General features: G+C 66.8%; 11 protein-coding genes. 7 read left to right on the forward strand and 4 right to left on the reverse strand.

Annotated features, from left to right (window positions below):
- The first annotated feature begins 42 nt into the window (after positions 1–42).
- Both IPM80_19165 and IPM80_19170 read left to right on the forward strand, forming a co-directional pair.
- Positions 43–1,221 carry a hypothetical protein gene (locus IPM80_19165; GenBank protein ID MBK8960473.1) on the forward strand — a complete coding sequence of 393 codons (1,179 nt, stop codon included), beginning with the start codon at positions 43–45 and terminating at the stop codon, positions 1,219–1,221.
- Positions 1,222–1,236: 15 nt separating this feature from the next.
- Complete coding sequence (locus IPM80_19170; protein MBK8960474.1) at positions 1,237–2,268, forward strand: LLM class flavin-dependent oxidoreductase; 1,032 nt, start codon at positions 1,237–1,239, stop codon at positions 2,266–2,268.
- Here the strand turns inward: IPM80_19170 and IPM80_19175 are convergent.
- Both IPM80_19175 and IPM80_19180 read right to left on the reverse strand, forming a co-directional pair.
- Positions 2,246–2,761, reverse strand: a complete 516-nt coding sequence (locus IPM80_19175) for a 2OG-Fe(II) oxygenase (protein MBK8960475.1) — start codon at positions 2,759–2,761, stop codon at positions 2,246–2,248. The genes IPM80_19170 and IPM80_19175 overlap by 23 nt on opposite strands.
- Positions 2,758–3,429 (reverse strand): Fe2+-dependent dioxygenase, encoded by a 672-nt coding sequence (locus tag IPM80_19180; GenBank protein ID MBK8960476.1) that lies wholly within the window; start codon positions 3,427–3,429, stop codon positions 2,758–2,760. Before IPM80_19180 ends, IPM80_19175 begins: the two co-directional genes overlap by 4 nt.
- Positions 3,430–3,570: 141 nt before the next feature.
- Here IPM80_19180 and IPM80_19185 point away from each other — a divergent pair, with 141 nt between their 5' ends.
- Genes IPM80_19185 through IPM80_19195 form a run of 3 tightly spaced genes read left to right on the forward strand, consistent with a single transcriptional unit; the run spans position 3,571 to position 6,278 of the window.
- Positions 3,571–4,599: a DUF2333 family protein gene (locus IPM80_19185; protein MBK8960477.1), complete on the forward strand. Its 1,029-nt coding sequence runs from the start codon at positions 3,571–3,573 to the stop codon at positions 4,597–4,599.
- A 4-nt stretch (positions 4,600–4,603) separates the two neighbouring features.
- A complete protein-coding gene (locus IPM80_19190; protein MBK8960478.1) occupies positions 4,604–5,479 on the forward strand; it encodes a CoA transferase subunit A in 876 nt (291 codons plus the stop codon).
- Between the two features lie 7 nt (positions 5,480–5,486).
- Positions 5,487–6,278, forward strand: coding sequence for a hypothetical protein (locus tag IPM80_19195; GenBank protein ID MBK8960479.1), 792 nt, complete (start codon positions 5,487–5,489; stop codon positions 6,276–6,278).
- A 56-nt stretch (positions 6,279–6,334) separates the two neighbouring features.
- Here IPM80_19195 and IPM80_19200 read toward each other — a convergent pair whose 3' ends face one another.
- A complete protein-coding gene (locus IPM80_19200; protein ID MBK8960480.1) occupies positions 6,335–7,312 on the reverse strand; it encodes a hypothetical protein in 978 nt (325 codons plus the stop codon).
- 344 nt (positions 7,313–7,656) lie between these two features.
- Here IPM80_19200 and IPM80_19205 point away from each other — a divergent pair, with 344 nt between their 5' ends.
- The gene (locus tag IPM80_19205; GenBank protein ID MBK8960481.1) at positions 7,657–8,643 is read left to right on the forward strand and encodes an LLM class flavin-dependent oxidoreductase; all 987 of its coding nucleotides are present in this window, start codon (positions 7,657–7,659) and stop codon (positions 8,641–8,643) included.
- 54 nt (positions 8,644–8,697) lie between these two features.
- Here IPM80_19205 and IPM80_19210 read toward each other — a convergent pair whose 3' ends face one another.
- Positions 8,698–10,029 (reverse strand): sorbosone dehydrogenase family protein, encoded by a 1,332-nt coding sequence (locus IPM80_19210; GenBank protein ID MBK8960482.1) that lies wholly within the window; start codon positions 10,027–10,029, stop codon positions 8,698–8,700.
- On the opposite strand from IPM80_19210, the gene IPM80_19215 reads away from it, so the two are divergent.
- Entirely contained in the window at positions 10,023–11,456 is a 1,434-nt protein-coding gene (locus IPM80_19215) for a hypothetical protein (GenBank protein MBK8960483.1), read from the forward strand. The genes IPM80_19210 and IPM80_19215 overlap by 7 nt on opposite strands.
- The last annotated feature ends 19 nt before the right edge of the window (positions 11,457–11,475 follow it).

Here is an 11,475-nt window from a genome sequence, read left to right on the forward strand (position 1 = left end):
CTCAGGGCTGAACACGGGTTTCATGCAGGGGAGCATGCATCGATGACGGACAATCCCAAGGCCGCGCGCGCCGCCACGCGCAGCGCGCTGTTCGGCGGCATAGACGCCGAGCGCGAACGCATGGCGGCCAGCAGCGATGACGACGAGGCGCTCGGCAGTTTGACGCCGGCGGCGGTGGACGCGCTGGTCGCGTGCGGTGCGCTGCGCATGAAGCTGCCCATGGTGCTGGGCGGTTTCGAAGCCGATCTCGTCACCCAGATGGAAGTGCTGGAGCGACTGGCGATGATCAATCCCGCCATCGGCTGGTGCGCGATGGTGGGCGCCACCAGTCTCGGCGTGCCCGGCGCCTTCCTGCCCGACAGCGGCATCGCGCGCATGTTCGCCGACGGCCGCATCCCGCGCGGCGCGATCGTGGTCACGCCGTCGGGCGTCGCCACGCCGGTGGCGGGCGGCTTCAAGGTGAACGGACGCTGGGGTTTCGCAAGCGGCGTGCGCCACAGTGAATGGGTGGTCGCCATCACGCGCGTCGAGCGCGCGCCGCAGGCGCCGCCCGAAATCTATTTCCTGGTGTTTCCAACCAGCGCCTGCGCCATCCAGGACAACTGGCAGGTGCTGGGGCTGAAGGGCACCGGCAGCTGCGATATCGTCGTCGCAGACCTGTTCGTGCCCGACGACATGGCGTTTGCGGTCGGCGAGGCGCCACGCCGTGGCGGCGCCTTGTATCGCATCGGCCTGCCGGCCTTCGTCGCCTATGAACACGCCGGCTTCGCGCTCGGCATGGCGCGGCGCGTGCTCGACGACCTGGTCACGCTGATGCGCAACAAGAAGCGCGGCTACGCGCCGGGCGGCAGCAGCATGGTAGATCGCGGCGCGGTGCAACGCCTGATCGGTCACACCGAGATGCGTCTGCGCGCGGCGCGCGCACTCAACGTCGAAGCCAACGAGGAAGTGTGGGAGACCGTTGCCGGCGGCCGCGCGCTCACCGCCGAGCAGCAATGCGCGGTGCGCAGCGCCGCGACCTATGCCACCGAGGTCGCGGTGGAAGTGGTCAACGAGGCATTCCGTTACGCCGGCGCCAGCGCCATCTACGAGCACAGTTTCATGCAGCGCTGCCTGCGCGACCTGACGGTCGCCGCGCAGCACTACATGGTGGCCGACACCGCCTACGAGCAGCTCGGCCGCGCGCGCCTGGGGCTCGGCGACATCAACCCCATGGGCTGAGGCGAGGGCAGGAAGATGGAATTGTCATTGTTGCTGACCGGCCTCGGGCTCACCACCGGCGAACTCGTCATGCTCGCGCGCCAGGCCGACACCGCGGGTTTCGCCGGTTTCTACATGGCGGAAGTGCATCGCAGTGGTTTCGTGCCCTTGACCGCGGTGGCGAGCGCCACGCAGCGCCTGCGCATCGGCCCTTACGTCTTGAATGCCTACGCGCGCAGCCCCTTGATCACCGGCATGTCGGCCATCGATCTCAACGAGATCAGCGGCGGACGCCTGGTGCTGGGCGTAGGCGGCGGCAATCGCGTCATCAACGAGGTGTGGCAGGGCATTGCCCACCAGCGCGTGCTGACCAAGATGGGCGACTACGTCGAGATCCTGCGCCGCATGGCGGCCACGCGTGTCGGCGCGCGCGTGGACTTCGACGGCGCGGTGCATCGCTGTCATTGGTCGCCGGTTGTCGAGCCAGGGCCCAAGCCGTTTCCCATCGTGCTGGCGGCGGTGTTTCCGAGCATGATGAAGATCGCGGCGCGCGTCGCCGATGGCATCGGCGGCGGCGCCACGCTCGGCGTCGATTACCTGCGCGAAGTGCTGCGGCCGCAGGCCGCGCGCATGGCGGCCGAGGCCGGGCGCGATCCGGCCAGCCTGCGCTGGTCGGCGGTCGGTGTGATCGCGATGGACGAGGATCGTGAGCGTGCGCGCGCCGCGGCACGCGCGGCGCTGTGTCATTTCTACGCGCCTTTGCCGCACCCTTATTACGAACACACCATGCGTGAGCAGGGCTTCGGCGCGGCCGCCGATGCCGCGCTCCTGCACATGCCGAAAGGCAATCTCGCCGCCGCCATGGCGGCGATTTCCGATGCCTGCCTCGATACCCTGACCATCGCCGGCACGCCGGCCGAGTGTCGCGCGCGCATCGCGGCCTACGCGGGCGTGGTCGATGAACTGCTGCTGCTGAACGTCCTGCCGCGCGCGGACGGCCACGCGCTGATGGCTTACCAGGGCCTGATGGGCTTGCCGCGCGCGCTCAGCGCGGCACTTCGAGCTTGAAGGCAATGGTCACGCGCAGGCCGCCGAAGGCGCGGCTCGGCGGGCGACCGGCATGCTCGATGCGCGAATCGAAGAACAACGCACGGTTGGGCGCCGGCAGCCACGCGCGCAGCACGTCGTCGCGTTCGTAGAACACCGTCTCGCCTTCCCATTCCCGTCGCCACTCCGGCATCGGGTAGTAGAGCAGGGTGTAGGTGCCCTCGCGCAGGTCATCCTTGTGCGCCTGCCCGCCCTGGCCGAAGGTATGACCGTTGGCGTACACGCGCACGATGCGCAGCGGTCGCTGCGCGAGGCCCTCGCACAGTGGTTGCGCGTGGCGCCAGGCCTCGTCGATGAGCGCTTCGCCGTCGAGATCCATTTTCCAGAACGGCAATGAGCCGCCCGGCGTCGAGACGTTGCCGAACAGCCAGCATGGCCGTTGCACGAGCGTCCACAGCGCTTCATGCAGGGTGGCCGGCAGCAGCGATGGCAGCAGGCTCGGCATCGCGCTCATGTCTCGGCCCACATGCGCATGAGCGTGTGGTAGGCGTTGTTGAGCGCCATGAGTTCCGCGCTGTCGCCATGGCGCCCATGCAAGGCGCCCATCGCGCGGTCCATCTGGTGGAGCAGGCGCCGCTGCTCGGGATCGCGCACCAGGCTCTCCACCCAGGTGATGGCCGCCAGCCGCACGCCGCGCGTCACCGGCGCCACGCGATGCAGAAAATACGGCGGGTAGGCCACCAGCGAGCCGGCCGGCAGCTTCACCTGGCGCTCTTCGTTGCCGGTGTTGATCACGAGTTCGCCGCCGTCGTAGCTGGCCGGGTCGGACAGGAACAAGGTCACCGCGACGTCGGTGCGCATCTGCAGCGGCGTGAGCAGGATGGCGTTGTCGACGTGCTCGCCGTAGGCCATGCCGGGCTCGTAACGGCTGAACATGGGCGGGAAGGCGCGGCGCGGAAAAGCACAGTGATGGAACAGCGCATTGCGCTTCAAGGCCTCCAGCACCAGGCGCACGCCGTCCTGCACCGCCGGGTGTTCCGGCGGCAGCTGCTGGTTGTGTTTGACCGCCGCCGCGAGCCCGTGCGCGGTGTGCTTGCCATCGAGCGGCTCGACATTCGCGTACATCGCGTGGAGCGTGGCGACTTCATCGGTGCTCAGCACCTGATCGATGCGCGTCAGCATGGGGACGATGCCTGGTGGGTTCGCGCGATTATGGGCCAGGCCCCAACATCGGACCAGCGCGCGATGAGCGCCGATGATGGCCTCGGCTTGGGTTAGGATGGCGGTCAAGATGATGGCCGGGACGAACGAGGTGTGTGTGCCATGAATGACGAACAGACCAGCGACATGGATCTTGACCGCGCCAGCAGGCCGCTGCGCAGCGCGGTGATGGCGGCACTCGGCCTGCTGGCGGTGGTGGTGCTCGCCCTGATGTTCTATTGGGACGACGAGCCCGCGCTGTTCGACGTGCGCGCGGCGGCGCGCAACCATGTGACTTCGGCGGAAGACGCCAACATCACCGGCGTCACCACCGTCGCGACCCTGGTGCAGGTGGCCGAAACCCTGCTCGACAAGCGCGGCGGTTATCTTTCCAACGACCGTCTGCCGCCCGGCGTGCTGATGGACAACATGCCGAACTGGGAATTCGGCGCCTTGACCCAGGTGCGCGATCTCGCCAAGGCCCTGCGCAACGACTTCAGCCGCTCGCAGACCCAGTCCAGCGAAGACGGCGACCTGTCGGTGGCCGAACCGCAATTCAATTTCGACAATGCCTCGTGGATCCTGCCGTCGACCGAGGGCGAGTACCGCAAGGCCATCAACGCCCTGCAGCGCTACCTCGACAGGCTGGTCGACGACAACCACGAGGATGCGCAGTTCTACGCGCGCGCCGACAACCTCGCCGACTGGCTGGCGATCGTCGAGAAGCGCCTGGGCAGCCTGTCGCAGCGCTTGAGCGCGTCGGTCGGCGTGTCGCGCGTGAACGTGGACCTCGGCGGCGAAGCGAGCGGCGGACAATCGAAACCGCGCGCCGCGCAGATGGACATCAAGACGCCGTGGACGCGCCTCGACGACGAGTTCTACGAGGCGCGCGGCGCCACCTGGGCCTTGATCCAGTTCCTGCGCGCCATCGAAATCGACTGCCGTTCGGTGCTCGAGAAAAAGAACGCGCTGGTCAGCCTGCAGCAGATCATCCGTGAACTGGAGTCGACCCAGGACACGGTGTGGAGTCCGGTGATCCTGAACGGCACCGGCTTCGGCTTCGTCGCCAATCATTCGCTGGTGATGGCGTCGTTCATTTCGCGCGCCAACGCCGCGGTCATCGATCTGCGCAACCTGCTGTCCAACGGATGATGCCGTGATGGCCGACGGCGCGCGCAGCGAACGCCTGCTCGATGAACAGGCCGCGGTGGCGATGCTCGCTGACGGCATGACCATCGCCATCGGCGAGCCGGCGCCGATGGCGATGGTGCGCCATGTCATTCGTCATGGTCTCAAGGATCTCACCGTCATCGCCAGCGGTCTCACGCTCGACATGCTGGTGGCCGCCGGCTGCGTCAGGAAAGTCATCAGCTATTACGCCGGCGGTGGTTTCGGCGTGCCGGTCGCGCCGGCCTTCCGGCGCGCGGCCGAGCGCGGCGAAGTGACGGTGTGGGAATGCGAGGAAGGCATACTCACCAGCGGCCTCGAAGCAGCAGGCAAGGGGCTGCCCTTCCTGCCGTGGCGCGGCGGCGTCGGCACCTCGCTGCCCGAGGTCAATCCCGACCTCAAGATCATTTCAGACCCGATACGCGGCGAAACGCTGTTGGCGGTGCCGGCCATCCAGCCCGATGTCGCGCTGCTGCATGCCGCCGCCGCCGACGTGTACGGCAATGTGCAGCACCACGGCGGGCCGGGATGGCTGGACCTGTTCCTGGCGCGCGCCGCCGCGCGCACCCTCGTGCAGGTGGAGAAGATCATTCCCAACGAACAGGTGAGGGCCAATCCCTGGGCCACCACCATCGGCCGCGCGGATGGCGTGCTGCGCATGCCCTACGGCGCCCATCCCTATTACAGCCGCGGTCACTACCTGACCGACAGCGCGCTGCTCGAGGACTACGTGCGCGCCGCCGAGCGCGACGGCGGAGCGGATCTCGCGGCTTTCCTCGCCCATTATTGCCGCGAGCCTGCCACACATGCCGATTACCTGGAACGCATCGGCATCAAGCGCCTGCTGGCCCTGCACGAGTATTGAGGCACGCATGAACGACCAGTGCAGCGTGTCGGAACTGCTCGCGTGCTTCCTGGCGCGCGATCTCAACGATGGCGAAGAACTGCAGGTGGGCGTGGCGCTGCCCATTCCCGAAGCGGCGGTGCGTCTCGCCCATCTCATGCACGGGCCGAACATGGAGCTGGTGTTCCTCGGCGCGCGCATGAACGTGCATCACCTCGAGCGCGTGCCCTTGCCGGCTTTCGGCTGGGACAATCGCGTGGTGCGCTGGACCGAATCGTTCAGCGATCGCGGTCATCGCTTCGACCAGGTCAAGGACTGGCATCGCCGCGTGTTCTTCATCGGCGGTATCCAGGTCGATCCTTTCGGCAACACCAACTTGATAGGCGTCGGCCAGGATTACCAGCGTTTGAAATTTCGCGGCCCGGGCTCGGTCGGCACGCCGACGCTCACCACCCATGTCGGGCGTTACTACATCGTGCTGAACAGCCACAGCCCGCGCATCTTCGTGCCGAAGTGCGACTTCGTGAGCACCGTGGGCTGGGGACAGGGCGGCGCTGATGCGCGCTCGCGGCTCGGGCTGCCGGGCGGCGGACCGAAATATTGCGTGACGCCGCTATGCATCATGGATTTCACCGAAGACGAAAAGCGCCTGCGCCTGCGCTCGCTGCACCCCGGCGTGAGCGTCGAACAAGTGCAGCGCCAGACCGGCTTTCCGCTCGTCATCCCCGACGAAGTGCCGACCACGGCCTTGCCGAGCGCCGCTGAGATCGAGGTCCTGCGTACGCGGGTGGATAGTGTCGGCGCCTTGCGCCAGGCGTAAAAAAAGCCGGGCCCTCGCGGGCCCGGCTTCGGTGCTGCGTTACGCAGCGATTCGACTTAGAACGCGATGCCGAGAGAGATACCGGCGGTCCACACGTCGAGGTTCTGCTTGGTGTTGAGGCTCAGGCCCTTGGCCAGGCCTGCGGCACCGGCCGCCGCCACCGCACCGGCATCGTAGTCCGGGTCGGTCAGGTCGGCCGACAGGTGGTAGCGGAAATCGGCGCCGAGGGTGATGCCCGGCATGACTTCGTAGTCCACACCCGCGGCGAACTGCACGCCGATATCCAGGTAGTTGGTGCTGTCGGACGGCGGCGACACGACGTTCAGATCGAGACCGGCCGGGATGATCCAGGGACGCAGCTTCGAGCCTTCCATGAACTTGATCTTGGGCGCGGCGCTGACCGTCAGCATCATGAGGTTCTGCTTGCCCGTGATGTTGGTGCAGTTGAGCGCGCCCGGCACGCCACCGGCCTTCACTTCGTTCAGCAGCAGACACTCGGCGACGGGGCCGAGGAGATGCGCGTCCTTGCTGCCCATGTTGCGGAACTCGAGGCCGAGTTCGGCGATCGTCCATGCGCCGGGAATCAGGCCCAAGGTGTCGCGCGACAACAGGAAATCGAAACCGGCGCCGAAGTACCAGCCGTCGTCACGCTTGTTCTCGATGTCGGCCAGGCCAATCGCGCCCGGCACGTTGATCATGTCGGTGAAGGCCTGGTTGGAGCGGTCATCGGGCATCTTCGAATAGCCGCCGCGGAAGAACACGCGGTTGCCGGCTTCCTTGGCGGGCGCGGCGACCGGCGCGGGCGCGGTCTCGACCTTGGCGACACGGGTTTCGATTTCGGCGACCTTTTGCTCTTGGGCCGGCGCCTGGGCGGCAACCTTGGACAGTTCAGCGCGCAGCGCGGCCATTTCCTGTTCCATCTGGCTCAAGCGCTGTTGCAGTGCCGCCACATCCGCATCGGCATGGGCGCCGGCGCATGCGAGCGCGAGGCCTGCGGCTATCGCGGTGCGGGTAAACGTTTTTTGACGGTTCATCGTCGTGTCCTCATCTAGTCTGATCAGCAGGTTGTCTAGCTATCCCGTTCCTCGGGCAGCACTTGGGGCAAAGTCTGAAAGGGATTATGGAAATTCAGTTGATCGCGATCAAGCTGGAGCACGATGCCCTCCCTGGGGCAAACAAACAACAGCATCCGGCGGATATATCGGGAAATGCGCTACGGGATTGAGGAAGCGGGACTAAGGGGATACACCTACGGGGCGGGCAGTGCCGGCGCACGCATGGTGCAACGCCACCGCATCGCCGACACTAGCCGGGACGTCCCGGCGCCGCGCGCCTGCCTGGCGCCGCCTACAACACGCTCAGCAACAGAGGGGAAACCATGCATCCGCCCAGATTCGGCTTGTTCCTGTTACCCAACGACGTGCGCGAAGCGGTCACCGCGGCGCGGCGCGCCGAGGACGATGGCTATTACTCGGTGTCGGTCAACGACCACTTCTATTCGCCTTTCGGCGGCGCGCGCACGCCGCAGCTCGAATGTTTCACGGTGCTGACGGCGATGGCGATGGTCACGCGGCGCGTGAAACTCGCGCCGGCGGTGGTGGCGGCCTCGTTTCGCTCGCCGGCATTGCTCGCCAAGTGTGCGACCACCCTCGACCACGCGAGTGAAGGGCGCTTGATCCTGGGTCTCGGCGCCGGTTGGCAGGTGAGTGAGTACAAGGCGCACGGTTATCCCTTTCCGCCGACCCCTGAACGCGTCGAGCAACTCGCCGAGCAACTCGAGATCCTCAAAGCGCTGTGGAGCGAGGAAGCACCCAGCTACCAGGGCAAGTACTTCACCATCGCCGACGGCGGTAACAATCCCAAGCCGCTGCAGCAGCCCGGCCCGCCCATCATGCTGGGCGGCTCGGCGCCCTCGATCCTGGCGCTCGCCGCCAAGCACGCCAAGGTCTTGAACATCATTCCGCCGACCTCCAACGGCAAGGATTTTCCCAACGACCCGGCCGCCACGGTGCGCTTCACCATGGAGGTGATGAAAAACAAGATAGCGATGCTCGGCGGCCTGATGGAGGCCGAAGGGCGCAAGCGCGACGACATCGAACTCGGCGGCTTGCTGCTGCTCGGCATGTCGCGCCAGGCCAACGACAGCGCGCTGCACGACATGGCGAAGAATCTTGGCTTTGCCGACTACGCGTCCGCCCAGCGTTCACCGGTCGCGCTATTGGGCACGCCGGCCGAGGTGCGCGACGAAATAGCGCGGCGCATCGCCGAGACCGGTGTCACCTATTACATGATGTTCCCGGCGAGCGATGAATCGTGGTCATTGTTTTCGAAGGAAGTGCTGCCGCATTTCGCGCGCGGCTCTTGACCGACAGCGGCGCGGGCGATTCATGCGCCAGCGCGACGGCGCGGCGACTGCGTTTCAGCGCGGCGCCGACCTCGCCTCGGGCTCGGTGGCGGCGGTGACTCGCCACACCACGTCACCGACATCGTCCGCCACCAACAGTCCACCGCGCTGGTCGAGAAGCACGCCGACGGGGCGACCGAAAGCTTTGCCGTCGGCACTGACGAAGCCGGCGAGGACATCGCGCGGCGCGCCTTGCGGCCCGCCGTCGCCGAAGGGCACGAATACGACCTTGTAGCCGGCGAGCGGCCGCCGATTCCAGGAGCCGTGCTCGCCGATGAACATGCCGTGGCGAAAATTGGCTATGCCGGAGCCGACGCCCGCATAGGCCAGACCGAGGGCCGCGACGTGGCTGCCGAGGGCATAGTCGGGCACCAGCACGTCGCGGGCTTGGTCGCCCGATGCTTCCACGCGCGGATCGCGATGGTGACCGTAGTAGAACGCCGGCCAGCCATAGAAACCACCATCCACCACGCGAGTGAGGTAATCCGGTACGAGATCGCTGCCGAGTTCGTCACGCTCGTTGACGACGGTCCACAGCACGCCGTGGGCGTCCCAAGCCATGCCGTTGGGGTTGCGCAAGCCGCTGGCAAACACCCGCCAGGTGCGCGTTGCGAGCGTGACTTCGAGGATCGCGGCGCGATTTTCTTCGGCTTCCATGCCGTGCTCGGCAACGTTGCTGTTGGAACCGACGCTGACGTACAAGCGCTGGCCGTCGTTGCTCGCGACGACATTCTTGGTCCAGTGGTGATTGCGCATGCCCGCCGGTAGCGCGACCAGCTCGCTGACCGGCGTACTCACCCGCGTCATGCCGTCCCGATAGGCGACGCTGACAATGGCGTCGGTGTTGGCGATATAGAGTGTCTCGCCGACCAGGGCGACGCCGAAAGGGCTGTGCAGGCCGCTCAGGAATTCCGTGGAAAAGTCCGCCACACCGTCGCCATCACTGTCGCGCAACAGCGTGATGCAATCACAACTCTGCACCCCGGCGCCGGCTTTGCGCATGAAATAGCGTATCGCGTGGCCGCGCAGGCCGGCGTTGTCGAGGGGGCGCGGCGGCGCGTTGCTTTGCACCACCAGCACATCGCCATTGGGCAGTGCGTAGAGCCAGCGCGGGTGCTTGAGGCCGCGCGCGAAAGCCTTGACGCGTAAACCCGGCGCCGCGCGTGGTGTTGCGTTGGCGGGCCAGCCCTGCGCTTCCGGAATATTCACTGTCGGCAGCAGGCGCCGCACCGGTTCGGCCAGCGTCGGGTTACCGCCGGTAGTGGCATCCTCGCCAAGCCGCGCCATGTCGCCGCAACCGCTGGCTGTGAGCGCCAACCACAGTGGCAACAGGATTCTGCATGACATCGCTGCTCGCATGGCGCGCTCCCGCTGGAATGCCCGCAAGTTTATCGCGGCCATCGTGCACGCGGAGCCCGACAGCCACGACAACGGCGGCGCAGACCGGCTGCCGTTCAGGCGCTGCGCCCTTAGCCTGGTTCGGGGCAAAGCGCGGCACGGCGAGCCGTCGGTTCCGATCTTCGAGCCGGTTCTCGCGTGGTCATCTGGCCGGCTTCGGCGGTGATTTCACCGGCGCCTGCATTCCCGGGCTGGTCGATACCGGCGACCGTTACGGCACCGGCTGGTGCGGCTCCGTCGAAGGCGGCGATGGTGCGCTTTCTTGCGGTTCAGAGCTGGGCGGGGCGGGGCCGGCAAGGCCGCGTGAACGGCAAATTGTAAAATGCCGTTACGCTGAGAAGCACTTCTCATTACTGGCCAACGGTGGCCGCCAGCATCATGAAAGTCATATCAAGGAGGGTTTCTTCATGGCGACTCGCGGCCACTTGCGGTCCGGCCTGCACACCATCGTTCTGGCCATCCTGGCCAGTGGTGGCGTGGCGCACGCCGCGACCATCAGCATCCATCCGGAGGTCACGGCCGAGGCCGTCTACCAGGGCTTGAGTGCCGGCCCGATCTCCGCCGTGCACGGCGATCCCGGCGCCGCCTCGGTAGAGGCGCATGCGGGCCCCGACGAGGAAGCGGGCATTCTCGGTACCGATACGCAGGTCTACGACGGCGCCATCGCCAAGGCCCGTTCGCAGTTGGACAGCAGCCTGTCCACCTCCAGCGTCGGCACCTATGCCCACGCCGGCGGTTACTCTCCCGGCTTTGCTTCACCGCCCGACGAAGTGCATGCCGTCGCGAGTGTACGTTGGGTGCTGCGCTTCATGGTCAACGCGCCGAGCGACGTGACCACCGCGCAACTGAATGCGGAACTCGATGTGGACGGCACGCTGCTCGCGGCCGCCTACGGCGGCAGCCGGACGCCCGATGATCTGTGGGCGTCGGTAAGCGCGCGGGCCACCACCATCTCCAGCCTGGGCACCGTCGACTGGATCGACGCCAGCGCCAAGCTCGACTGGACCGGCCAGCTGGTCGAGACCGGCGACTGGGCAGGTGCGTTCGTGTACCACGCGCCGCCGCTGTTCCACCGCGACCAGGTGGCGACGGTGAATCAACACCAGAACCTGCCTGGCCTGATCACGGTGCCGACCAACGAAGTGTTCGAGTACGTGGTCGAGATGACGAGCCAAGCCTACGCGGTTGGCGCCTATGAGAACTGGGCGGTGTCGGATTTCTTCAACACGGCGGCTTTCGATCTCAGCGTGGCGACGCCCGGTCTCACGCTGGCGCGTATTCCAACGCCCGCTGTCGTGCCGCTGCCCGCGGCGTGGTTGCTGTTCGCTGGCGCTGCCATTGCGCTCGGCGCGCGACGGCGTCGCGTGACGCCCTGACGCTGACGGTCAAGCGCCA

Source organism: Pseudomonadota bacterium (assembly GCA_016719885.1).
Lineage (GTDB): Bacteria > Pseudomonadota > Gammaproteobacteria.

Coding starts and splice junctions, on each gene's coding strand:
- IPM80_19165 (MBK8960473.1), top strand. CDS start 43: ATGACGGACAATCCCAAGGCCGCGCGCGCCGCCACGCGCAGCGCGCTG.
- IPM80_19170 (MBK8960474.1), top strand. CDS start 1,237: ATGGAATTGTCATTGTTGCTGACCGGCCTCGGGCTCACCACCGGCGAA.
- IPM80_19175 (MBK8960475.1), bottom strand. CDS start 2,761: ATGAGCGCGATGCCGAGCCTGCTGCCATCGCTGCTGCCGGCCACCCTG.
- IPM80_19180 (MBK8960476.1), bottom strand. CDS start 3,429: ATGCTGACGCGCATCGATCAGGTGCTGAGCACCGATGAAGTCGCCACG.
- IPM80_19185 (MBK8960477.1), top strand. CDS start 3,571: ATGAATGACGAACAGACCAGCGACATGGATCTTGACCGCGCCAGCAGG.
- IPM80_19195 (MBK8960479.1), top strand. CDS start 5,487: ATGAACGACCAGTGCAGCGTGTCGGAACTGCTCGCGTGCTTCCTGGCG.
- IPM80_19200 (MBK8960480.1), bottom strand. CDS start 7,312: ATGAACCGTCAAAAAACGTTTACCCGCACCGCGATAGCCGCAGGCCTC.
- IPM80_19205 (MBK8960481.1), top strand. CDS start 7,657: ATGCATCCGCCCAGATTCGGCTTGTTCCTGTTACCCAACGACGTGCGC.
- IPM80_19215 (MBK8960483.1), top strand. CDS start 10,023: ATGACATCGCTGCTCGCATGGCGCGCTCCCGCTGGAATGCCCGCAAGT.
- IPM80_19210 (MBK8960482.1), bottom strand. CDS start 10,029: ATGTCATGCAGAATCCTGTTGCCACTGTGGTTGGCGCTCACAGCCAGC.